Raw genomic sequence first — 23,559 nt, 5'->3', positions numbered from 1 at the left:
AAAAATGGAAAAGGAATAAAATCATTTTTTCTTATATTGGGCTATTAATCATTTGTAAGCAAGATGAAAAAGCCTATCTGGAAACCCTCAGAACAGTATATAAAATCATCAGTACTTTATGATTTTCAACAGTTTGTAGAGCAACATAACAACCGCTGTTTTTTAGATTATGCAGCTTTTCATGCTTGGTCTATCGCGCAGACTGGTGATTTTTGGGAAGCTATTCTACAATATTTTAAAATCGATTATTCCGGTCAATACAAGGAGGTATTGCAATGGGATATATCTTCTCCTGATTTTATTAGGGCTAAATGGTTTGAAGGTATTTCCCTGAGTTATGCAGAGCATATATTTCGGAATAAAAATGCTACAGACATAGCTATCAAGTATACGGATGAAAACAACAATTACCATGAAATAACCTGGGAAAATTTACAGTACAAAGTTTCCAGTCTACAGCAATTTCTCAAAACAAAAGGAATTGAAAAAGGAGATAGGGTAGTAGGGATATTGAATAATACAGTCGAAACAATAGCTATTTTTTTAGCGGTCAATTCCCTTGGAGCGATTTGGTCCTGTTGTTCTCCAGATTTTGGCGATAAGAGTATAGCAGAACGATTTGAACAGATAGCACCTAAAATACTTTTTGTCGAAACAGATTATCAATATAATGGAAAAACATTTTCAAAGGTAGAGACAATACAATATGTGCAAAGCCAAATTACTACTATAGAGACTACAGTAAGTGTCTATAACGACGATTGGCAAGCTATTTTCTCTGATTATTCTCTTCAAGAGTTAGAATTTGAGCACGTACCTTTTTCACACCCTATATGGATTCTGTATTCGTCGGGAACTACAGGCAGGCCTAAAGCTATAACACATAGTACAGGTGGAAATTTATTGGAGCATTTCAAAGCGTTGGCCATTCATCAAAATGTACAAAAGGAAGAAAACTTCTTATGGTATTCTACGACAGGCTGGATGATGTGGAATTATGCTTTATCGTCTTTGCTTTGCGGAGCTACATTATGCTTGTTTAATGGTGCGATACACTATAACGAACACCTTGACTTTTGGACTTTTGTCAAACGTGCGAAGGTCCATCATTTAGGTGGAGGAGCAGCTTATTTTTCGGCGATTCATGATGTAAAAATAGAAGGATATGCACCAAAAGTAATCGGTTCTACGGGGTCGCCTTTACCAGCAACTACTTTTGAGAATTTGCAGGAAAAATTTCCCGATGTGCATATTATATCCCTTAGCGGGGGAACAGATGTCTGTAGTGCTTTTCTATCTGGATGTACTTATCGTCCTGTATATGCAGGAGAAATACAATGCCGTACATTAGGTTCGGATATTGTAGCCGTAAATGATCAAGGGCAAGAGGTGTTTAATGAAGTAGGGGAGCTTATTATTAAGCAACCTATGCCTTCTATGCCGCTTTATTTTTGGGGAGATAAGGATAATGAAAAATATAAGGATAGTTATTTTTCACAACGTAAAGGTGTATGGAGCCATGGTGACTGGATTTCCATTAACAATGAGGGTGGAATAGTGATGTACGGACGTTCGGACGCCACACTAAATAGAGGGGGAATACGTATCGGAACGGCAGAAATCTATAATGTTGTCAATGGTATTGCAGGAGTAAAAGATAGTTTGGTTATTGCTACAGACAACGAAAAAGGCGAATCGAAGATGATTTTGTTTCTGCAATTAGAAGGTGAAACTGTATTGGAATCTCTTATTCCTATTCTGAAAAATGAATTACGGAAGCAGTATAGTGCCCGACATATTCCTGATTTATTTTATAAGGTTGCTGATATTCCCTATACGTTAAGTGGTAAAAAATTAGAAATACCTATAAAGAAGATTTTCTCCGGATTTCCTGTAGAAAAAGCAGTATCTAAAGATATCATGCGTAATCCCGATTCTTTGGCAGATTATATAAGGCTATACGACGATATAGTGTAAGTAATACAATTTATCTTAAATATTCATCATTGCTGCTGCATTTCCTGCATCTCTTTAAACCGTTGATAAGAGTTGCCTTCAAACTGTGGATTAACAATTAACGCTTCTTTACTTTCATTCTCTTGTGGGATTGGGTCGTTTTCGTATGATATGATGACCTTTACCTCCAGTTTGTGGTGAGCAGTCCCTTTATAAGTTCCTTTTACCGGACTTACATCCACAAAATTACGACCTACGGCCAATCGCACATGGTTACTTTGGACAATACAATTATTCGTGGGATCTAATCCTAACCAGCCATAGTCCGGTATAAAAGTTTCTACCCATGCATGGGTAGCTCCTTCTCCACGCATACCATTTTGATTAGGGCATATATAACCGCTGACATACCTTGCCGGAATACCCACCCGCCTTAGCATGACCAATAAAATATGGGCAAAATCTTGACAAACCCCAGATTTGAGTTTCCATATTTCATCTACGGTAGTTTCTACACTCGTAATGCCTTTTATATACTTGAAATTCTCGAATACATAATGACAAAAGTATTGCGCTACTTCATAAGGTGTAGATTTTCTTCGTTCTTCTGGCAGAACTACAGCTAAAAGCTCATCTTCGGCATCAAAATATTCCTTTTTTAAAAAATTGATGTAGCTCATATCGTATTGTAACCCATCAATTATTTCCCATTGTTTTTCAACAGATAGCTTATCATCCGGAAGCAGTTTTGATTTCACCTGGACTTCCAAAGACGAAGATATATTTAATTCGTTATGACTTTCGTAGTTGGTAAATGTACCGACCTGATTGCCGTAGTAATCCGTATAAGTTTCTATCAGTGGATCGTTTGTAATAGCTATACGATGGCTGACGACTTCTTGATAAGCATCTTTTATAGGGTAAAGCATAATTTGATTGGCGCTGTCATAGACAGGCTCATCATATGTGTACGTAGTGATATGCTGTATATTAAATTTTGCCATTGTGGAAATATAGAAAGTATTTTTTATTATTTGAATGCAAAGTAATAATGATTTAAGGCATTACCAATATCTCCTAATGCTTCTTTCGTGCTTTGAAGATACTTTTTGAATCCAATTCTTTCTAAATCAGCCATATTTGTATATTTTATTTGTGCATGCAATTTTCCTATCATGAAACTGACTGTTTTGTAACTCTCGGCAGATTTATCTGTTTTGATGGTCTCGAAAGATTGTTTCAAACGGGTTACGGAATAGAGTATCGAGCGCGGAAAACTGTGGTTCCAGATAATTTGGTCGATAACATTTTTAGGTTCCAGGGCAGAACGGTAACTTTTCAGAAAGATCTCGTAACCGGAAATAGAAAGCAGGAGATATTTCCAATAGGATGGGTCTTCACTCGCATCCAGGCAGTAGTCCAGCTCACGCAATTTAACATCCAGGGTATCCACCGATTGCATTGCCCTTTCCAGAAACTTTCCAAGATTGATAAAATAATATCCTCCATCACGGGCTAAAGTGATTTCCGTAGTTCCATAATAGTATAATCCTTGTTTTATCAACTCATCTATGACGGAAATAGGGTCGTCATATTGAATGGCATTTTCGAGATCATTGCTACGGATCAGGTGATAATAATCATTTAGGCACTGCCAAAGTTCTTTTGTCACGTTATCCTGGACAGCACGGGCATTTTCCCGCGCATTCGAGACAATATTGATGACTGAATTTCGGTTACTTTTATCTGTGATCAGATATTTCAGTACCTCACGGTTATTTTGCGAGATGCGGTTGATTTGTTCTTCAGAACTTTCGCTGAAGATAGTTAATACTGCTCTCCAGCTGAAATCCGTACCATCATCCTGCGAATAAGCATAATTTGTTTTTAGCATTCGTAAAATACCATCCGAACGCTCCATATATCTGGACATCCAATATAATGAATCGGCTACTCTACTTAACATACGATAATTTATTTTTTAATAATTGGATTTAAACACTGAGTACCCAAGTGTCTTTACTTCCTCCTCCTTGGGAAGAATTGACTACTAACGAACCTTCCTTCAACGCTACCCGGGTCAATCCGCCAGGCACAATGTCAATTCCCGATGGGCCATATAAAGCAAAAGGACGTAAATCTACCCTGCGAGGCTGCAAACGCTCATTGATATAACATGGCACTGTCGAAAGGCTGACAATTGGCTGCGCGATAAACTGTCGAGGATTCTGTAGAACAGCTTGTTTATAATCCTCCAACTCCGCTTCGCTGGCACAATTTCCAATAATCATCCCATACCCCCCAGATTCGTTGGTCTTTTTTATGACCATTTTTTCCATGTTCTTGAAAACGTATTCTCGTTGCTCTTCATCCGCTAGATGATAGGTTGGAACATTTTTCAAGATAGGTTCCTCGTTAAGGTAATATTTGATAATATCCGGCACATAAATATAAGTCGCCTTATCATCCGCTACACCATTACCGGGCGCGTTTACGATAGCTACATTGCCTTTACGATAAGCAGACATTAAGCCAGGTACACCGAGTAGACTATCTGGTTTAAACACCAGTGGATCAAGAAATTCATCATCTACTCTTCTGTAAATAACATCGACAGATTGTAATCCTGAAGTTGTTTTCATATACACACGATGATTATCGACCACGAGGTCACGCCCCTCCACCAATTCAATACCCATTAGGCGTGCAAGTGATGAATGTTCATAATAGGCGGAATTATAGATTCCAGGTGTAAGCATAACAATTGTTGGCTTAGAACCATTTTTGGTAGATAATTCTGCTAAGTTTTTATAAAGCAATTGTGGATACTGATTCACAGATCTGACCAGGTTCTGCGGAATAAAATCTGGAAATATACGTTTGGTAATCTCGCGGTTCTCTAACATGTAAGAAACACCAGAAGGTGTACGAAGATTATCTTCCAGAACATAGAATGTCCCGTCATAATCCCGGATGATATCTATTCCTGCTATATGTACAAATATTTCGTGCGGCACTGGTAGATTATGCATTTCCCTAAGATAATGCGGACAGGAATACACTAAATCAACAGGTATAATTTTATCTTTAAGTATAAATTGATTGGAATAGATATCATTCAGGAAAAGATTTAAAGCTTTCAAACGTTGCTTAATTCCCCGCTCGATATAATCCCATTCTGCAGAAGTAATAATCCGGGGGATGATATCGAAAGGAAATATTTTTTCAATACCCTCTCCGCTGGAGTAAACCGTAAAAGTAACGCCCTGGCTCATGAAAAGTCTTTTAGCCATTTCTTCCTTGCTCGAAAGTTGCGCTTGCGGTATATTCTCGAGAAAGCTACATAATCTCTTGTAAGAATCCCTTACTTCATGATTTTGGACATACATTTCGTCCCAAATGTTCGGTGAATGAAGATAATTCTTAAATAAGGCTAAATTTTCCATGCTTTAAGATTTAAATAGTTAATAAAACTCACATAATTTTTGTTTATTTTCTAATTATAACGTAATTATATATTAAATTTTTAACAAAATAAAATTTATATTGAAATATTTATAATAAATATATTGTTTTAATATTTATTTTATTAAAATATAGCGTGCTTTTCAATATTTTTATATTTAAAACAAGATATATACATTGATGAAATATAAATTGATTTTAAAAAATATATGATTTTCATATATTTTTTAAAATATTACCTGTTTTTATGGAAAATTTAAGTAGTAATAGAGGATTAGCAATAAATATTATAGATTTTTTTCTGAAAATCTATAATATTTATTGGATTATTTGTGCCAAGCTTATATACAAGCCTTATAGGTTTTATTTTAAGAATGGATCGATGTTCCATCCTCGCGCTGTTTTTAACGAGGCTTTTACACCTGTATCACACCGACGTTATATTTCGGACTTTCCGGATTTTGGTTAGCGGCTTCAATACCCATAGAAATAATCTTGCGGGTTTCTTTTGGATCAATAACACCATCTACCCATAAGCGTGCTGCGGCATAGTATGGACTCAATTGCCTATTATATTGTTGTTCGATTTTGGAAAGTAAATCTTTCTTTTCTTCTTCTGATAAAGAAACTCCTTTGGATTTTAAGGCTGCCTCTTGTATTTGTAGTAAAGTTTTGCCTGCTGATGCACCACTCATTACTGCCATTTGGGCTGTGGGCCAGGAATAGATCAACCGAGGGTCATAAGCCTTCCCACACATGGCATAATTTCCAGCACCATAACTATTTCCTACAATAAAGGTAAACTTAGGGACAACGGAGTTTGCCATAGCATTGACCATCTTTGCACCATCCTTGATAATACCCCCATGCTCAGACCGCGAACCGACCATAAACCCTGTGACATCTTGAAAAAATACCAAGGGTATCTTCTGTTGATTACAGTTCATGATAAAACGTGCTGCTTTATCGGCAGAATCTGAATAAATGACACCACCCATCTGCATTTCTGTTGTATTTCCTGGTTTTTTGGCTTTTACCATTTCGCGCTGATTGGCTACAATACCTACCGCCCAACCATCGATACGCGCCAAAGCACAAATCAAGGTTTTTCCATACTCTTTTTTGTATTCTTCCAAAGAATCTTTATCGACGATAGCTTTCAGTATTTCCACCATATTATAAGGCTTCAGGCGGTCTTCCGGTAGGTTTTTATAGATATGGGAAACAGGGTATTCGGGTTGCTTGCTTGTTATGCGAGAAAAAAGGTTCTTATCATTTTCACCAAACTTGTCAACAATATTCTTGATGGCATCAAGACAACTTTCATCATTTGGGTATTTATTGTCGGTGACGCCAGATATTTCACAATGTGTGCTTGCTCCTCCCAACGTTTCATTGTCTATGGTCTCGCCGATAGAGGATTTTACCAGATAAGACCCCGCTAAGAAAACAGAACCTGTACCTTCTACAATTAAGGCATAGTCAGACATAATAGGTAAATAAGCACCACCTGCGACACAGGAACCCATGATGGCAGAAATCTGGGGAATACCCATGGATGAAATCTTGGCATTGTTTCGGAATATACGGCCAAAATGCTCTTTGTCGGGAAATATTTCATCCTGCATGGGTAAATATACGCCTGCAGAATCTACAAGATAGATGATAGGAAGGTGATTTTCCATTGCTATTTCCTGCGCTCGCAAGTTCTTCTTGCCCGTAATAGGAAACCAAGCCCCGGCCTTAACCGTGGCATCGTTGGAAACAATGATACACAATCGGTTTCTTACGTAGCCCATAACAACAACTACACCTCCATTGGGGCATCCGCCATGCTCTTCGTACATGCCATCGCCGGCAAAGGATCCTATTTCCACATAAGGGCTATCTGCATCCAATAGATAAACGACTCGTTCCCAAGCGGTCATTTTACCTTTTTCCTTATGCTTTTCTATTTTGTTTAAACCACCTCCAAGAAGTAATTTTTCGTATTTGCTTTTTAACGTCTTAAGTAGATTTTCCATAATGTTATTTTAACCATAACTATGTCCCTATGTGGTTTATTTTATAAAAAATTAGCCGTTTTCCTCAAATATAATAAAAATGGACAATGTTTGTTAATAGCCTATATTTAAAACCTTTTAATTATATGGTTGTTTTTACTTATGAAAATATAATTATTTTAAAATAAGTCTAAAATTTTATATTTTTAACAAATACGAATATAAACTTCTAAAATATGATACTGCAAATACAAGAAAATGAACAATTAGCTTTGGTAAGGGAAAGTGCCCGCCAGTTCGCTCGAGAGTTTATCAAGCCCTATGTCATGGAGTGGGATGAAAAACAGTATTTTCCTGTCGAGTTGTTTAAAAAGATGGGCGAATATGGCTTTATGGGTATATTGGTTCCCGAAAAATACAACGGAGCAGGTTTAGGTTATCAAGAGTACATTACCATCTTAGATGAAATTTCCAAAGTCTGTGGTTCTATAGGTTTGTCTGTCGCAGCTCACAATTCTTTATGTACCAACCATATTTTATCCTTTGCAAATGAAGAGCAAAAGGAGAAGTATCTACCTAAATTGGCTACGGCCGAGTGGATTGGTGCTTGGGGACTTACGGAAACAGGGTCTGGCTCCGATGCAGGGGGACTAACGACTACCGCTGTACGAGAAGATGATTATTTTATTATTAATGGCTCTAAAACGTTTATTACCCATGCTATAAGTGGCGATGTAGCTGTTGTGATGGTTAGAACAGGGGAAAAAGGAGATAAGCACGGCGTTACGGCATTTATTATAGAGAAGGGGACTCCTGGCTTTACGGCGGGAAAGAAAATCGACAAATTGGGTATGCGGGCTTCAGAAACAGCAAGTTTGTTTTTTGATAATTGTCGTGTGCATAAAAGTCAGGTAATCGGTGAAGTAGGAGACGGGTTTGTTCAGGCTCTTAAATTGTTGGATGGAGGAAGGATTTCTATTGCTGCGCTTTCTTTAGGCATTGCTCGCGGAGCTTACGAATGTGCACTACGCTATGCTAATGAACGCGAACAGTTCCAGCAGAAGATTTTTGATTTTCAGGACGTCGGTTTTACCATTGCGGATATGGCTACCAAAATAGATGCTTCTGAGCTCTTGATACGTCGGGCAGGTCACTTAAAAGATACGGGTCAGAAAGTAACGAAAGAAAGTGCAATGGCCAAATATTATGCTTCGGAAATAGCGGTGGAGGTGTCCAATCACAGTGTGCAGGTACACGGGGGATATGGATTTACGAAAGACTATCCAGCAGAAAAATACTTTAGGGATGCCAAGCTGTGTACTATAGGAGAAGGAACAAGTGCTATCCAAAAAATGGTTATTGCAAGAGAAATTAAACGAGATATATAAATTGAACGACATACAAACATAGATCAAATAAAGGACAAGCTATGACAATGCCTTTGGCATCTGTGAAAATTTTTGGGTAATAGAAAAAGGCTATGTCCCTATGTGGTTAGAAAAAAGTTCTGTGCGAAAAAGATATTTCGATGTGGTAACACAATTTGTATATGTAAGAAGAGAACAATAGAAAAATGTCTGATAAACAAGCGATACAACTAATAGAGTGCCCTCGGGATGCTATTCAAGGGATTAAACACATTATATCAACGGAGAAAAAGATAGCGTATATCAATTTATTGATGGATAGCCATCTATTTGATTGTATTGATTTCGGAAGTTTTGTTTCACCAAAGGCGGTACCACAGATGGCGGATACTGCACGGGTTCTGGAAGGGATAGAAAAAAAAGGAAATACCAAGCTTTTAGCAATTATTGCTAATGAAAAAGGAGCGGAAATTGCACAACAACTTGATAAAATTGATTTTTTGGGTTATCCGTTTTCCATATCCGAAACTTTCCAACAGCGCAATGCAAATTCTACAATAGCACAATCATTTCAACGCGTAGAAGGTATTCGGAATATAATGGGGAAGGGTAAGCAAGAATTAATAGTCTATATATCCATGGCTTTTGGCAATCCTTATAAAGATGCTTGGAGCACGGATTTGGTCTTGGAATGGATTGAAAAGCTTTCCCAATTGGGGGTTACAAGGTTTTCCATTGCTGATACTACATCTGAAGCCTACCCTGAGAGCATAAAAATGTTATTCACGTTGATAAAGCACACTTTCCCTGCATTGGAATTCAGTGTTCATTTACACAGCAGGGAAGAAAATGCTCTTTTGAAAATAAAAGCAGCGTACGAAGCAGGATGTCGTATTTTTGAAGGGGCTATTATGGGTTATGGTGGTTGTCCATTCGCACAGGATGACTTGGTGGGCAATATACCCACGGAGATGTTGTTAAGGGAGTTTAAAAACCCAAAAGATGAGAAAATACAAGCGTTGTTAACAGGGTTTCAGGAATTGATAAGGGAAGTTTAAAAGAATGATATGCAGACAATAACATACCAATATATCAAAGTCAACAAAATAGATTTCCAAATGGAGGTCATTTTAGCGCGTCCGGAGAAAAGAAACGCTTTCACACCGACTATGGTCAATGAATTGGCGCATGCTTTTCAACAGGCAAATGCGGATAATGCGGTAAAGGTTGTTGTCCTAAAAGCTGATGGACCGGTGTTCTGTGCAGGTATGGACTTGAAAACCTTCGAAAATGAAGAGCTTGATATACGAAACCCAAACATAGAAAATCAACCAATCTCTTTGGGTGAAGTCTTCGCAACCCTGTATAAACCTTCTGTGGCAATTGTGGAAGGAGATGTGATTGCTGGAGCATTTTTGATGATAGCGGGATGTACATATGTTTTTTGTGCTGAAAATGTACAGTTTAGATTACCGGAATTGAATTTAGGTATATTTCCTTTTCAGGTGGTGGCTAGCTTACTTCAAGTAATGCCAGAAAAAAAGGTCTTGCAATTATGTCTTAATACAGACTATTTTTCTGCAGCAGAAGCGATGGATTATGGATTGGTAGATGGCTTTTTGAATAAAATAGAAGTAGAAAAATTTGTGGAACGATTTAAGGCGATGAGTTCATCAGCTATTTTTTCTGGATTTAAGGCTGTACGGCAGTTACCAAACATTCCGCATGAAAACCGATATGCCTTTTTATTACAGCGCTTACAGGAATTGAAATTTTCTGGAGATGTACAGAAAAGAATGTTTAATAAATAGATTCCTTAATTTAGGTCCGTTCTTTTCTCAATCCAAAAACTGTTATAACCGGTGCCTATTTGTATTTCCAGCAACCGTTGTTGCAACATTTCCAAAATAGCTAAGAAATTGAAGACAAACTGTACCTTGTTTTCCGAGTTCTTGGCAATTTGTCTAAAATCCAATTTTTGGTTGATTTCGATAAGTTCAGTAATAGCTTTTTTCTGCTGTTCAATGGTGTAAGGAAACTTCACCACAGTATGGATAACTTCTTGTAAACGATGTGTGAAATTAAACATCAATTTTTCGTATACCATCATCAGCTTATATAAGTCGAAAGAAGAAAGCTCTTCTTCTGTTGTGTCTTTACTTCTCGCTCTCTTATTGTCCAAGGTTATATTGCCCCGAGCGTGTAAACGGTTTCTTTCCTCTTCCAATGTACGAAGCTGTTCACAAATCTCTTTAAATTGTTTATAAAGGATAAGTTTTTGTGTCAGTTCTTTTTTCAGATCGATTTCGTTTTCGGCGTCATCGAGTTCTGGACGAGGAAGCAACATTTTGGCTTTGATACGCATCAGCGTAGATGCTACAAAGATAAATTCACTGGCAAGTTCTATATTCAACGATTGCATCTTTTGGATATAATCCAAAAAATCATCTGTTATCTTTGAAATCGGAATATCGTGGATGTTCAGTTCATCCCGTTCAATAAAGAAAAGCAAGAGGTCGAAGGGCCCTTCGAATTGCTCCAGTTTTATTTCGTAACCTGTTGTTTGCATATCCTGTTCAAAAATAAGGAATTGACAGGGAAAAACCTGCTAAACTTTTATTTGATTATATTGTTCCTTAGTTTAGGGAATAAGTTCTTAAGTTTGTAACTTATTTATATAGGGAAGAAGATATGCAAGTAGAGGCTGGTCCGCTATTACAACAGATAAATTATCCGTCTGATCTTAGGTCGTTGAAACCTAACCAATTGGAAGAGGTTTGCCATGAACTAAGACAGTTTATCATTGATATCGTTTCGGAAAATGGAGGGCACTTTGCGGCAAGTTTAGGTGTCGTAGAGCTTACTGTGGCGTTACATTACGTACTGAATACACCCTATGACCAGATTATTTTCGATGTAGGCCATCAAGCTTATGGGCATAAGATATTAACAGGCAGACGAGATGTTTTCCATACCAATCGTGTTTTTGGAGGACTTTCGGGATTCCCTAAAAGAGAAGAAAGTGAATATGATGCCTTTGGAGTAGGCCATTCTTCAACCTCTATATCGGCAGCATTAGGAATGGCCGTTGCGTCCGAATATAAAGGAGAAAAAGACAGGCAGCATGTCGCCATTATAGGTGATGGAGCTTTGACCGGAGGGATGGCTTTTGAAGCACTGAACCATGCAGGCATTGAGAAATCCAACCTATTGGTGATACTGAATGATAACTGTATGTCCATAGACCCAAATGTTGGGGCAATGAAGGAGTACTTAACGAGTATTACTACCTCCAGAAGTTATAATAAATTCCGTGATGAGCTGATTGCTGTTTTAGCGAAGATTTCTAAAAATGGCCCAGATGCTTATGGTTGGGCAAAGAAATTGGAGCAAAGTATAAAAGGAACGTTGTTAAAAAACGCCAATTTATTCGAATCACTTAACTTTCGTTATTTTGGCCCTGTTGACGGACATGATGTCAATAAATTGGCTAAAACAATAGAAGATTTAAAACATATACCAGGGCCAAAGCTTCTGCATGCCGTTACGGTGAAAGGCAAGGGATATGCCTTGGCAGAAAAGGATCAGACGACATGGCATGCTCCCGGTTTGTTTGATAAAATCACCGGTGAAATCAAAAAAAGTGTATCGGACAAGCCAAAACCACCGAAATACCAAGATGTTTTTGGACATACCCTCGTGGAATTGGCAGAAGTCAATGATAAAATTATGGGCATTACACCTGCTATGCCTTCCGGTTCTTCCATGAATATCATGATGAAAGTAATGCCACATCGAGCGTTTGATGTAGGTATTGCCGAGCAACATGCTGTGACTTTTAGCGCGGGTTTGGCTACACAGGGGTTGGTACCTTTCTGTAATATTTACTCCTCTTTTATGCAAAGGGCCTATGATCAGGTTATCCACGATGTGGCTTTACAGAAGCTAAATGTCGTGTTTTGCTTGGATAGGGCCGGTGTTGTTGGGGCTGATGGCCCAACGCATCATGGGGCGTATGATATTGCTTATATGCGTTGTGTTCCGAATCTAGTTGTGTCAGCTCCGATGAATGAGGAGGAGCTAAGGAATCTGATGTACACAGCTCAGTTACCAGATCAAGGACCTTTTGTTATCCGTTATCCAAGGGGAAATGGAGTGATGGTCGATTGGAAACGTCCATTTGCAAAGATTGAAATAGGGAAAGGACGTAAATTGCAAGATGGAGAAGAGGTGGCCATCCTCAGTTTTGGAGCCATTGGCAATGAAGTGGTTAAAGCGGTGCAGTACTTGAGCGAAGAAGGAATTCACCCTGCTCATTACGATTTACGTTTTGCCAAACCTTTGGATGAACAGTTGCTACATGAGGTATTCAAGAAGTTTAATAAGATAATTACCGTAGAAGATGGAAGCCTTATGGGAGGAGTAGGTGCTGCGGTATTGGAATTTATGGCGGATCATTGTTACAAAGCACAAGTTGTCCGTTTAGGAATTCCAGATGAAATTGTTGAACATGGTGAGCAGGCAGAGTTATGGAAAATCTGTGGATATGATGCCGAATCCATTGCCAGTGAAGTCAAAAAGCTAACATCTGGAATAAAGACAGATTCAATGGTTTCCTAATCGCTTGATATAGAAAATTTAAGAAGCGGGATTTTATTAAATCTCGCTTTTTTTGTCTTTTTTTATTCCTTATATTTAACCCATAGAAACAGCACAATAGTTTTCCACATTTAGAAGAAATAGATGCTGTTTTTGGTTAAAAGTACAATAGAGGAAAGCGAAGAAATGGCGGTGTTGAAAAAATATTTTAAGTTATTTTTTTAGCAGACAAAACGCGCAAAAATCAATATAAAAATCTAATAATAAGCTATTTATGTTTTTTTTGACAATTTAGTTTTTTAGCTCGTTTTTTTTTGTCATCTTCGTCTTAACAGAAAGTTATAAACACTTTTTGTGTCAATTATTGGTTTTCAAGTTATTAACAATTTAAGAATGGAAAAAACGTGTACAAGTGTTTGGAATAGCTGTCTTCAGATCATCAAGGACAATATACCTGCGCAAAGTTTCAAGACCTGGTTTGAACCTGTAAAAGCAGTAGGTTTGAATGGGAACGTTTTGACTATTCAAGTGCCATCCGTATTTTTTTATGAGTGGCTTGAAGAACACTATGTAGGTATCCTACGTAAGACCATCAAAAAGTTCTTAGGAGAGCAAGGTCGTTTGGAGTACAATATCATTGTGGATAAATCTTCGGCCAATACACCTTATACCACCAATATCCCTTCCAACGGAAATGGTGCGGAAGGTAAAAAACAATCTATCCCTGTTCCTGTAGCTTTGAATAAAAATATAAAGAATCCATTTGTGATTCCAGGATTGAAAAAACTACAGGTAGATCCGCAGTTAAATTCGCATTACACTTTTGATAACTTTATAGAAGGTGAATGTAATCGATTAGCTCGTTCCGCAGGTTTTGCTGTGGCAAACAAGCCCGGAGGAACATCATTTAATCCATTGATGATTTATGGCGATGTGGGTTTGGGAAAAACTCACTTGGCCCAGGCGATTGGTAATGAGATCAAAAAGAATCTACCGGATAAGTTGGTTATCTATGTTTCTTGTGAAAAATTCTGTCAGCAGTTTGTGGACTCCTTGAAGAATAATACCATCAACGATTTTGTAAACTTCTATCAAGCGATGGATGTCATCATCATGGATGATGTGCATAACTTCGCCGGCAAGGAGAAAACACAGGATATTTTTTTCCATATTTTCAACCATCTACACCAGTCGGGCAAGCAGATTATCTTGACTTCGGACAAAGCTCCTAAGGATTTATCTGGCCTGGAAGAACGCTTGTTAAGTCGTTTCAAATGGGGATTATCTGCAGATATACAAGTTCCGGATTTGGAAACTCGGATGGCAATCTTGAAGAAAAAAATGTACTCCGACGGTATTGAATTACCGGAAAATGTGGTGGAATTTGTAGCCACACAGATTGATAATAGTGTAAGAGAGCTAGAAGGGGCTATGGTTTCCTTACTTGCGCAATCTACATTGAACAAAAAAGAAATCGATCTCAATTTGGCAAAATCCATGTTAAAGAACTTTGTGAAGAATACACACAAAGAAATTTCCATGGAATATATTCAAAAGTTAGTTTGTGAGTATTTTGAAGTCCCAGTGGAAATGGTGAAATCCAAAGTACGTAAACGTGAGATTGTACAGGCTCGTCAAATCTCTATGTACCTGGCTAAGAACCACACAAAATCTTCACTGAAGTCTATCGGTAACTTCTTTGGAGGACGTGACCATTCTACCGTGATTTATGCGTGTCAGACAGTTGAGGATCTAATCGAAACTGATAAGAAATTTAAGACTTATGTACAGGACATTCAGAAAAAACTGAAATCCTCGTAAAGAATCTATTTTGATTTTTGAGTGTTAAAAAGGCGGATTCCATTTGGAATCCGCCTTTTTTATGATACCTATACAAAAAAAGACATCCGAAGTTTTTAAAACTTCGGATGTCTAAAAAATAAAGAAACTTACTTCTTCTTGTCAGCGATTATTTGCGCATAGAGTGCTTTTTGTTCGTCCGACAGTTTTTCAGTTATCTGCGCTTTTTTAGTTTCTTTTAATCTGCTGACGGCTTCAGATAACGCTTCTGGGGATAAGGTGGTATCCGCTTTTAAAGCTTCTTTTTGCTTAGCATTGTCCAATACGATATCGTATATTGATTTTTGTTGGTCGTCTGTTAATGTCAACTTTTCAGTTAACTCCGTGACCACTTGTTTTGCTTTTTCTTCAGGATTACCCTCTTGGGCAAATGTCAATGTTAACGCAAATAATAAACTGATACCTGTTAAAAATAATTTTTTCATGATGTTAAATTTTAAATGTTTACACTAAATATTATTTATCCTTTTTTACTTATAATAACAGGAAAAGGAGTGGGTTTAGTATTTTTTTGTATCACATATGTTACAATTTAACATTCCTTAACAAGAAAATGCCCTTTTCACCATATTTTCGAATTCGAAATCCTGGTTAAACAAAATAGACTGATGTATAGGTATATAGAAAATGGGGGATTGTATCTTCAGTTCTTCCGGTAGGCGCTGAAAGTCCTTCTCTGTAGTAAGTATGAGCTTATTATCTGTTGGTATACTATCGTAACTATGCTTTATCTTTTCTATATCCGAAGCTGAAAAAGCGTGATGGTCGGGATAAGCTATATGTTTAAGGGATGAAGCCATAGGCTCTATATGGGAAAGGAGGGGCAAAGGGTTGGCTATACCGGTTATAAGCAGGATACCTTTCTGTTGCAACTCATGCAAATGTAGTTGCTCCCCCCGGTCGTTTATAGGGTTTTCATAAGCAATGGTCGAGAAGAAAATGGGAGCTTGCGTGTACTTATGGAGCTTTGCCTGCAGTTGAAATCGGGTGTCACCATCAACTTTGTTGGGACATTTGGTGATAACGACTAAATCTGCACGTTTACTCTCGTGTAGGCAATCCCTAAAGTTTCCTGTAGGCAGAGGTAGAATAACGTGTTGAAGTGAGGCAAAATCAAACAGCAATATGGAAAAACTGGGACGTAACTTACGATGTTGAAAAGCATCGTCTAACAGAATACCCTCATGTTTGCGACGTATTTTTTCAATACCTATACAACGGTCTTCACAGACAACCACGGTATTCTGAGGAAATTTGCGTTTGATCTGTAAAGGTTCATCGCCGACCTCTCCAGCTGTGGAAGAAACCTCCACTTTGCGAAAGCCCTTTGTTTTTCGACCGTAGCCTCTGCTCAGCACAGCTATATTCCTCAAAGGAGAAATCAAGCGTAGTATATGTTCGGTCATGGGACTTTTACCTGTACCACCTACAGCTAAATTGCCAATGACCACGATAGGCAGGGGAAAAGATTGGCTTTTTAAGATCCCTATATCATAAAATCGATTACGCAACCATACTATTAGTGCATATAGAAGAGAAAAAGGGAGCAATATCCATCTGATAATGCGCATCATTTACTTTTGAACAATTTTAAGACCCACATCTGAAATTTCTTTTAATGGGTTTTCACGCATGTTTTGCTCAATGGCAAAGTGATAGACTCCTGTATCTGGAAAAGTAAAATTTTCTTTTATCAAAAGTTGATTTTGGAATAGACTTCCCGCCCCCTTTCCTGTCCAACGTCCGTCCAGTTCCGCCAATTTCAGCTCATGGCGAAATGCGGTGTCCCGTAACTGTGGACCTTTTTCATGGACCAATACAAAAAGGTTCGAAAATCCATAATGGGTTGTATGGCGCAAGTTGACAAAAACATCGTATTTAATGTTCTTGTCCGTAATATGCACCTCGAACTGCGGAATTTCATTATAGGCCCAGCTACGATTTTTGATAGGTTCATTTTTTTCATAAAACGCTTGATCCCCGCAGGAAGTGAGCATAAGAAAAATGATGACCAAGAAGTTGTATCCTATGGTTTTCATATTGCTACGGTGAAAAAACATTTACAAAGCATTCACTTCCAAAAATTACTATACTGAGCCTGTAAACGTATAGTAATTTTTGAAAGGAAGCGCCTTATAAGGTTCCTTTGTTGTTATTATCCGAAGAATTGTTTCTATTTCTATTCCTGTTGTTACGATTGAACCTTCTCTTCGGTTTGTTGTTCCCATTTTCCTCATTGGGCCTGTCGGTTGTATCGTTATTGTTCACTACTTCTTTTTTAGCTTGAGCTTGTTTGTCTTGCTGTTGTTTTTTCGGACCAGCATTAGCCGATTTAGTATCCGTTGTCGTTTGCTGATCCTTCTTAGGCTTGGATTTTTTGCGTTTTTTCTTCCTGTTTTTATCATCAAGGCGAGTCAAAGAATCCTGGCCAACTACATTTTCGTAGTCATAAGATACAGGTTTTGTCACTTCATCTTTTGGATCCTGAGGGGCAACCAACTCGCTTGGTTTCTGGCCGTTTTTGTTCATTTCAGCAAATTCCTTCACTTTGCTTACGTGCAAAGGAATCCAACTTTCTGCACCAGGATACGAATACCACATGGTTTTCTTAAAGATATCGGTCTTCTGTAAATAAGCCATACCTCCTGTGGTCTCGATGCGGTCAACATTGTTCGGGATGTCCTTTAGGGCATCCATATAGCTATCTAGTTCATAGTTAAGACAACATTTAAGTTTACCGCATTGCCCGGCAAGTTTCAAGGTGTTCAAAGACAGGTTTTGGTAACGGGCTGCGGAAGTGGACACCGTTTTGAAGTCTGTTAACCATGTCGAACAGCACAGCTCTCGACCACAGGAGCCAATGCCTCCCAATCGGCTTGCTTCCTGACGCATACCAATCTGTCGCATCTCGATACGAATGCGAAAAGACTCTGCCATACGCTTGATTAATTCGCGAAAATCCACACGGCCATCGGCGGTATAGTAGAATGTCGCCTTGGTTTTATCACCTTGATAATCCACATCGGAAATTTTCATGGAGAGTCCCAAGTCCAGCGCCAATTTGCGTGCGCGGTGCATGGTTTCCCATTCCAGATCTTTAGACGCTTGGTATTTGGCAACGTCTGCTTCTGTAGCTTTCCGATAGATCTTTTTACCGACGGTTTCGGGGTCAACATTGTTTTTCTTTAGCTGTAGGCGTACCAGTTCCCCTGTCAATGACACGTGACCGATATCGTAACCTCCTGTTGAAGGTTCAACAGCTACCATTTCTCCCATTTCCAAATAAAGATTATCCGTATTGACGAAAAAATCCTTTCTAGAGCCCTTAAAACGGACTTCTACAATGTTGAACGGTTTATAGTTTGAAGGCAAATCCATGTCGGACAGCCAATCGTATACATCTAATTTATTACATCCGCTGGTCATGCAAGAGCCATTATTCTGGCAACCTGCAGGTGTTGTTCCTACGGTATTGCTACCACAACCACCTCCGGATGAGCAACTGCCACATCCCATATTCTTTCTTTTATATATATTGAGCCCCTTGAGGGAACGTTTGATATTTAAATAGTAAAACCAATTGCAAAGATAAGTCTAAAAATAATATTTTGGGATTTGCATTTCGTTCTACTTTATAATGCGTTTTCTCCAATAACTCTATTGCAACCTCCAATTGTTCCAATTGGAAAATTTCGCTGAATTTCTTCACAAAATCCAACTCTTGCCCCTGTAAGAGCACTAAATTCTGTAAACCTTGTTGCATTAGCACGATCTGACGCAACATATTAACGGCATAAAATAGGAAATTTTTCTGATTTTCACGTCCTAATTTTGGAAAGTCCTCTTCGCAGACACGGATAAAATTCAATCCAGAGTCCGTCACAATGAAGCGGAGCCAACTGATTAATAAGTTAAAATATTCGTTGGATTCTTCCGCTATGAGATTAAGTGCCGTTTGTATATTACCATCTGCTATAAAAGCAATTTCGTTGGCTCTTTCTGTGGGAATAGACTTTTCCTGTATGAGATACTGGGCAACATCGTGATGAGGCAATTTAAAAATCTTGACCAATTGTGTTCTGGAAATAATCGTGTTCAGAATCTTATCTTGATTTTCTGCTACCAAAAGAAATAAGGTTTTTGCCGGTGGCTCTTCTATAAGTTTCAGCAACGCATTCCCTTGCGTGTTCAGATATTCTGGAAGCCACATGATCAAGACCTTATATTCCGCCTCGAATGCTTTAAGACTCAGTTTCTTTATGATATCGTGAGCCTCTGCTATATTGATATTCGCTTGTTTGTTGCCTGCATCCAATTGATGACGCCAATGGTCAAGACCCATATATGGATTCTCCAGAAATGCTTTTCGCCATTCTTCGAGATAGCTTGTCGCTACATCCTTTTCTCCATTAGCAAAAAAGGGATAGGAAAAGTGCAAATCCGGATGGATCAATTTCTGGTATTTTCGGCATGAACTACATGTGCCACAGCTATCATTGAGCTGTTTGTTCTCGCAATTGATATACTGTGCATAAGCCACTGCTAAAGCCAAGCTTCCTGAACCTTCTGGACCCAAAAAAAGCTGGGCATGGCTTACCCGGTTGTCCTTTACGGTTTGAAGCAGATGCTCCTTAATATCGTGATGACCTATAATCTCCTTAAACTGCATATCGTAATTATACAAATGTACTAAATTTAGTGATTATGCAGTAGGCAATATACTGTAAGCCGTAAGCTTAAAGCATATTGCCTATAGCTCAAAAATATTATAAAAATGTAGATTCTTTTATGTAATATTGCATATAAAAATCTATAAAATTCAGGTAATGAGATTTATTGTATCCACATCAATTTTATTAAAGCAATTGCAGTCCATAAGCGGTGCATCGAGTAGCAGCACTGTACTTCCAATTTTGGAAAATTTCTTATTCGAAATCAAAGACAACATCTTGACCATATCGGCTACGGATTTACAAACGAGTATGGTTACATCCTTACAGATTGAAGCGAAGGAAGAAGGAAGAGTTGCAATGCCATCGAAGATTTTGATTGAAACATTAAAAACCCTTCCAGACCAACCGGTTGCCTTTTCTGTAGATACAAATACGTTGGCTATAGAGATTAGTGCTGGAGATGGTAAATATAAATTGAGCGGAGAGAATGCAGATGATTTTCCTAAAATCCCTGTTGTGGATAATGTCTCTACAGTAAATATGGCAGCCTCAGTGCTTTCTGAAGCTATCAATAAAACTATTTTTGCGGTGAGCAATGATGAATTGCGGCCTGCGATGTCTGGTGTGCTGGTCCAGTTGGCGGAGCAGTCGGCAACTTTTGTAGCGACTGATGCACATAAATTGGTTCGCTATCGCCGTACAGATGTATCTACAGAAAAACCGACGTCTTTTATTCTTCCAAAGAAAGCGCTGACCTTGCTTAAGTCTTCACTTCCGTCAGACGATACGCAGGTTTCGATTGAATACAACAACACAAACGCCTTCTTCCAGTTTGGCAATATCCACCTTATTTGTCGCCTTATTGATGAACGTTATCCAGACTACGAAGCGGTTATACCTCAGGTTAATCCGAATAAATTAACGGTAGATCGTCTATTGTTTTTGAATACACTTCGCCGTGTGGTTATCTTTGCCAATAAAACTACGCATCAGGTTCGTCTAAAGATCTCGGGTAGTGAATTGCATATTTCTGCAGAAGATTTGGATTTCTCGAACGAAGCGCATGAACGCCTAAGTTGTCAATTCGAAGGTCAGGATATGGAAATAGGTTTTAACGCTAAATTTTTAGTGGAAATGTTGAATAACCTGAGTTCTGCAGAAGTGGTCATAGAAATGAGCTCACCAAATAGGGCAGGTTTATTGATCCCTGCCGTGAAGGAAGATAATGAAGATATCTTGATGCTGGTTATGCCTGTTATGTTGAACAATATCTAATACACAGCGCGGTTTGGAACTGATATATTCTGTTATAGATTTTGTTTTGCACATAGACAAGCATCTGGTTGAAATTGTCAATGAATACCAAATGTGGACTTACCTTATCCTGTTTCTCATCATCTTTATTGAAACAGGAGTCGTGGTTATGCCTTTTTTACCGGGGGATTCGCTTTTGTTTGCAGCAGGGATGTTGGCTGCCCAGCCCAATGACCTGAATGTTTGGGTAATGGTGCTTTTGCTCCTAATCGCTGCGATTACAGGGGACTCACTCAATTATTCCATCGGAAAGCGGTTCGGGATGGGGATTACCAAGTTCAAAATTTTTGGTAAGCAAATGGTCAGAGAGGAACAAATAGAGAAAACACATGCATTCTATGCCAAGTATGGCAGTAAAACAATTGTTATTGCGCGGTTTGTTCCTATTGTACGTACCCTAGCTCCTTTCGTAGGTGGAATAGGCAGAATGCATTACGGGACCTTTTTAACGTATAATGTTGTTGGTGCTGTGTTGTGGGTTGTGGGGATTACCTTTGCCGGGTATTTTCTTGGAAATATACCCATAATCCGAGACAATTTCTCCAAGGTTGTGCTCTTGATTATTTTTATTTCTATCCTACCGATTATATTTGAAGTCGTCAAAGAAAAAATGAATAAGAAAAAGGATGTCTAAAAGCTAAACATCATCGTCATTGCGAGGCAACGAAGTCCCGCCTGAGGCGGGAATGATGTCAAAAACGTAGATTGCTTCGTCGCTGCGCTTCTCGCAATGACGCGTTTTTGCGGTTTGTGAACCTTTTTAGACCCCTTTTTTATGCGCTATTAAACATTCGCATTTCTCCATAGTCTATTGTTGAAATAGCACACATATATGCGTATACTGTATTTTTTATCTGCATTTATTTTATTTCATAGCTCAGTTCAAGCACAAAAGAAGCAGATTTCATTAGACAAGGAAGAAGCCTTTGCGGCTTATCTGTATTTACAGGAATTCAGGCAGAATCCCAAGAAAATGATGAAAGATCTGGGTGTGCGTTTTGATGAAAGCAAAGTCTCCAAGGTACAATTGCACTGGAATGAGACTTTAGCAAAAGCCGCAGAATTTCGGGCTTATGATATGGCAAATCGCAATTATTTTTCCCATACTACCCCAGAGGGAATCGGACCTAACTATTATATTGATAAAGCGGGTTATTCACTAAATGCTGACTGGTTGAAGAAACTGTCTGCAAATAATTTTGAATCCATTGCGGCAAACCACCGTACAGCCGTAGATGGTATAAAGGCTTTTATCATTGGGAAGAATTCTCCGGGATTTGGTCATCGAAAACATGTCTTGGGTATGGATCAATGGAATGGTTCATTATACGATATCGGTATAGGGTTCGCCCGAATTCCACAAGGGGCGACCTACAAAACCTACCTTTGTGTTATCATTGCCAAGCACGATTGGTAGATTTTTACCTTATTTTCATACCTTTGCATATGATAAAATCAATGACAGGGTATGGTATTGGTTCCCAAGACAATGGGAAGGTGAAATATACCGTCGAACTCAAATCTTTAAATTCTAAGTTTCTCGAGTTAAACCTAAGGTTACCAAAGGTGATTTCTGACCGTGAGTTTGCATTGCGTTCAGAATCGAGCAAGCTTATCGAGCGCGGGAAGGTAAACCTAACCGTCACTGTAGAATATATGAACCAAACAGCAAAGGCTTCTACCATCAATAGCGAGCTTTTGAAAAAATACTATACCCAACTGCAGGAAGTAGCCGAGCAATTAAACGCTGACCAAACGGCTTTGTTTGAAATGGCGCTGAATATGCCGGAAGTTGTTTCTTCCAATGAAGAGGCTATTGACGAAGAAGAGGTAAAGGTGCTTATGGCCGCTTTTTACCAAGCGATTGAACAGTTCAATGTCTTTCGTCAGGATGAAGGACTTATTTTGAAAAACGATTTGGAAAGCCGTGTCGGATTGATTTTGGATTATCTTACGCAGGTAGAAGCGGTAGAAGGTAACCGTATTCCACTGATACGCGAACGTCTGCACCAGTACTTGGACGAAGCCGTAGGAAAGGAAAATGTAGACATGAACCGTTTTGAACAGGAAATTATTTTCTACGTGGATAAATTGGACATCACCGAAGAAAAGGTGCGTTTGCGCAGTCACTGCAATTATTTTATACAGGCCTTGAATGCTTCCGATTCCAATGGGAAGAAACTGGGCTTCATTTCGCAGGAAATGGGCCGGGAAATCAACACCTTAGGCTCCAAAGCAAACAATGCGAACATACAGCAAATCGTCGTCCGTATGAAAGAGGAGCTGGAAAAAATTAAAGAACAATTGCTTAACGTATTATAA

At 38.6% G+C, this 23,559-nt stretch carries 20 protein-coding genes; 10 read left to right on the top strand and 10 right to left on the bottom strand.

Annotation, left to right across the window (positions count from 1 at the left end):
- Positions 1-63 precede the first annotated feature (63 nt).
- Positions 64-1,977: an acetoacetate--CoA ligase gene (locus tag BM375_RS07540; RefSeq protein ID WP_093364905.1), complete on the top strand. Its 1,914-nt coding sequence runs from the start codon at positions 64-66 to the stop codon at positions 1,975-1,977.
- A gap of 26 nt (positions 1,978-2,003) precedes the next feature.
- Here BM375_RS07540 and BM375_RS07535 read toward each other — a convergent pair whose 3' ends face one another.
- From BM375_RS07535 to BM375_RS07520, 4 genes are all read right to left on the bottom strand, one after another.
- Positions 2,004-2,960, bottom strand: a complete 957-nt coding sequence (locus BM375_RS07535; protein WP_093364904.1) for a transglutaminase family protein — start codon at positions 2,958-2,960, stop codon at positions 2,004-2,006.
- A 26-nt stretch (positions 2,961-2,986) separates the two neighbouring features.
- A complete protein-coding gene (locus tag BM375_RS07530) occupies positions 2,987-3,922 on the bottom strand; it encodes an alpha-E domain-containing protein (RefSeq protein WP_093364902.1) in 936 nt (311 codons plus the stop codon).
- A 28-nt stretch (positions 3,923-3,950) separates the two neighbouring features.
- Positions 3,951-5,402 (bottom strand): circularly permuted type 2 ATP-grasp protein, encoded by a 1,452-nt coding sequence (locus BM375_RS07525; protein ID WP_093364901.1) that lies wholly within the window; start codon positions 5,400-5,402, stop codon positions 3,951-3,953.
- Between the two features lie 435 nt (positions 5,403-5,837).
- A complete protein-coding gene (locus BM375_RS07520; RefSeq protein WP_093364899.1) occupies positions 5,838-7,445 on the bottom strand; it encodes an acyl-CoA carboxylase subunit beta in 1,608 nt (535 codons plus the stop codon).
- Positions 7,446-7,660: 215 nt separating this feature from the next.
- Here BM375_RS07520 and BM375_RS07515 point away from each other — a divergent pair, with 215 nt between their 5' ends.
- The 3 genes from BM375_RS07515 to BM375_RS07505 all read left to right on the top strand — a co-directional run bounded on the left by BM375_RS07515 (position 7,661) and on the right by BM375_RS07505 (position 10,602).
- Positions 7,661-8,812, top strand: a complete 1,152-nt coding sequence (locus BM375_RS07515; protein ID WP_212611641.1) for an acyl-CoA dehydrogenase family protein — start codon at positions 7,661-7,663, stop codon at positions 8,810-8,812.
- A 185-nt stretch (positions 8,813-8,997) separates the two neighbouring features.
- Positions 8,998-9,849, top strand: coding sequence for a beta/alpha barrel domain-containing protein (locus tag BM375_RS07510; protein ID WP_093364898.1), 852 nt, complete (start codon positions 8,998-9,000; stop codon positions 9,847-9,849).
- 9 nt (positions 9,850-9,858) lie between these two features.
- A complete protein-coding gene (locus tag BM375_RS07505) occupies positions 9,859-10,602 on the top strand; it encodes an enoyl-CoA hydratase/isomerase family protein (RefSeq protein ID WP_093364896.1) in 744 nt (247 codons plus the stop codon).
- Between the two features lie 5 nt (positions 10,603-10,607).
- Here the strand turns inward: BM375_RS07505 and BM375_RS07500 are convergent, their stop codons facing one another.
- Positions 10,608-11,360 carry a segregation and condensation protein A gene (locus BM375_RS07500; RefSeq protein ID WP_093364895.1) on the bottom strand — a complete coding sequence of 251 codons (753 nt, stop codon included), beginning with the start codon at positions 11,358-11,360 and terminating at the stop codon, positions 10,608-10,610.
- A gap of 122 nt (positions 11,361-11,482) precedes the next feature.
- Here BM375_RS07500 and dxs point away from each other — a divergent pair, with 122 nt between their 5' ends.
- Both dxs and dnaA read left to right on the top strand, forming a co-directional pair.
- Positions 11,483-13,411 carry a 1-deoxy-D-xylulose-5-phosphate synthase gene (gene dxs / locus BM375_RS07495; protein ID WP_093364893.1) on the top strand — a complete coding sequence of 643 codons (1,929 nt, stop codon included), beginning with the start codon at positions 11,483-11,485 and terminating at the stop codon, positions 13,409-13,411.
- A 372-nt stretch (positions 13,412-13,783) separates the two neighbouring features.
- Positions 13,784-15,211 (top strand): chromosomal replication initiator protein DnaA, encoded by a 1,428-nt coding sequence (gene dnaA, locus BM375_RS07490; protein ID WP_093364892.1) that lies wholly within the window; start codon positions 13,784-13,786, stop codon positions 15,209-15,211.
- 128 nt (positions 15,212-15,339) lie between these two features.
- On the opposite strand, the gene BM375_RS07485 is transcribed toward dnaA, so the two are convergent.
- From BM375_RS07485 to BM375_RS07465, 5 genes are all read right to left on the bottom strand, one after another.
- Positions 15,340-15,675 (bottom strand): hypothetical protein, encoded by a 336-nt coding sequence (locus BM375_RS07485; protein ID WP_093364890.1) that lies wholly within the window; start codon positions 15,673-15,675, stop codon positions 15,340-15,342.
- A 117-nt stretch (positions 15,676-15,792) separates the two neighbouring features.
- Entirely contained in the window at positions 15,793-16,824 is a 1,032-nt protein-coding gene (lpxK, locus tag BM375_RS07480; RefSeq protein WP_244525847.1) for a tetraacyldisaccharide 4'-kinase, read from the bottom strand.
- A complete protein-coding gene (locus tag BM375_RS07475; RefSeq protein ID WP_093365019.1) occupies positions 16,825-17,289 on the bottom strand; it encodes a gliding motility lipoprotein GldH in 465 nt (154 codons plus the stop codon).
- 94 nt (positions 17,290-17,383) lie between these two features.
- Positions 17,384-18,766, bottom strand: a complete 1,383-nt coding sequence (locus BM375_RS07470; RefSeq protein WP_170852614.1) for a PSP1 domain-containing protein — start codon at positions 18,764-18,766, stop codon at positions 17,384-17,386.
- A 10-nt stretch (positions 18,767-18,776) separates the two neighbouring features.
- Positions 18,777-19,919 (bottom strand): DNA polymerase III subunit, encoded by a 1,143-nt coding sequence (locus BM375_RS07465; protein ID WP_093364887.1) that lies wholly within the window; start codon positions 19,917-19,919, stop codon positions 18,777-18,779.
- 157 nt (positions 19,920-20,076) lie between these two features.
- Here BM375_RS07465 and dnaN point away from each other — a divergent pair, with 157 nt between their 5' ends.
- The 4 genes from dnaN (at position 20,077) to BM375_RS07445 (ending at position 23,559) form a co-directional block, all read left to right on the top strand.
- A complete protein-coding gene (gene dnaN / locus BM375_RS07460) occupies positions 20,077-21,198 on the top strand; it encodes a DNA polymerase III subunit beta (protein WP_093364886.1) in 1,122 nt (373 codons plus the stop codon).
- Between the two features lie 13 nt (positions 21,199-21,211).
- Positions 21,212-21,871, top strand: coding sequence for a DedA family protein (locus BM375_RS07455; RefSeq protein WP_093364885.1), 660 nt, complete (start codon positions 21,212-21,214; stop codon positions 21,869-21,871).
- A gap of 198 nt (positions 21,872-22,069) precedes the next feature.
- The gene (locus BM375_RS07450; protein WP_093364884.1) at positions 22,070-22,654 is read left to right on the top strand and encodes a CAP domain-containing protein; all 585 of its coding nucleotides are present in this window, start codon (positions 22,070-22,072) and stop codon (positions 22,652-22,654) included.
- A gap of 29 nt (positions 22,655-22,683) precedes the next feature.
- Positions 22,684-23,559: a YicC/YloC family endoribonuclease gene (locus tag BM375_RS07445; RefSeq protein WP_093365018.1), complete on the top strand. Its 876-nt coding sequence runs from the start codon at positions 22,684-22,686 to the stop codon at positions 23,557-23,559.

The sequence above is a fragment of the Sphingobacterium wenxiniae genome, from assembly GCF_900116225.1.
GTDB classification, from domain to species: domain Bacteria; phylum Bacteroidota; class Bacteroidia; order Sphingobacteriales; family Sphingobacteriaceae; genus Sphingobacterium; species Sphingobacterium wenxiniae.
Note: the sequence above shows the minus strand (reverse complement) of the source record. Positions and strands in the feature narration are given on the sequence as shown.

Bases quoted from the DNA above. Each gene is read 5' to 3' on its own strand.
- BM375_RS07540 (WP_093364905.1), top strand. From the start codon at position 64: ATGAAAAAGCCTATCTGGAAACCCTCAGAACAGTATATAAAATCATCA.
- BM375_RS07535 (WP_093364904.1), bottom strand. From the start codon at position 2,960: ATGGCAAAATTTAATATACAGCATATCACTACGTACACATATGATGAG.
- BM375_RS07530 (WP_093364902.1), bottom strand. From the start codon at position 3,922: ATGTTAAGTAGAGTAGCCGATTCATTATATTGGATGTCCAGATATATG.
- BM375_RS07525 (WP_093364901.1), bottom strand. From the start codon at position 5,402: ATGGAAAATTTAGCCTTATTTAAGAATTATCTTCATTCACCGAACATT.
- BM375_RS07520 (WP_093364899.1), bottom strand. From the start codon at position 7,445: ATGGAAAATCTACTTAAGACGTTAAAAAGCAAATACGAAAAATTACTT.
- BM375_RS07515 (WP_212611641.1), top strand. From the start codon at position 7,661: ATGATACTGCAAATACAAGAAAATGAACAATTAGCTTTGGTAAGGGAA.
- BM375_RS07510 (WP_093364898.1), top strand. From the start codon at position 8,998: ATGTCTGATAAACAAGCGATACAACTAATAGAGTGCCCTCGGGATGCT.
- BM375_RS07505 (WP_093364896.1), top strand. From the start codon at position 9,859: ATGCAGACAATAACATACCAATATATCAAAGTCAACAAAATAGATTTC.
- BM375_RS07500 (WP_093364895.1), bottom strand. From the start codon at position 11,360: ATGCAAACAACAGGTTACGAAATAAAACTGGAGCAATTCGAAGGGCCC.
- dxs (WP_093364893.1), top strand. From the start codon at position 11,483: ATGCAAGTAGAGGCTGGTCCGCTATTACAACAGATAAATTATCCGTCT.
- dnaA (WP_093364892.1), top strand. From the start codon at position 13,784: ATGGAAAAAACGTGTACAAGTGTTTGGAATAGCTGTCTTCAGATCATC.
- BM375_RS07485 (WP_093364890.1), bottom strand. From the start codon at position 15,675: ATGAAAAAATTATTTTTAACAGGTATCAGTTTATTATTTGCGTTAACA.
- lpxK (WP_244525847.1), bottom strand. From the start codon at position 16,824: ATGATGCGCATTATCAGATGGATATTGCTCCCTTTTTCTCTTCTATAT.
- BM375_RS07475 (WP_093365019.1), bottom strand. From the start codon at position 17,289: ATGAAAACCATAGGATACAACTTCTTGGTCATCATTTTTCTTATGCTC.
- BM375_RS07470 (WP_170852614.1), bottom strand. From the start codon at position 18,766: ATGGGATGTGGCAGTTGCTCATCCGGAGGTGGTTGTGGTAGCAATACC.
- BM375_RS07465 (WP_093364887.1), bottom strand. From the start codon at position 19,919: ATGCAGTTTAAGGAGATTATAGGTCATCACGATATTAAGGAGCATCTG.
- dnaN (WP_093364886.1), top strand. From the start codon at position 20,077: ATGAGATTTATTGTATCCACATCAATTTTATTAAAGCAATTGCAGTCC.
- BM375_RS07450 (WP_093364884.1), top strand. From the start codon at position 22,070: ATGCGTATACTGTATTTTTTATCTGCATTTATTTTATTTCATAGCTCA.
- BM375_RS07445 (WP_093365018.1), top strand. From the start codon at position 22,684: ATGATAAAATCAATGACAGGGTATGGTATTGGTTCCCAAGACAATGGG.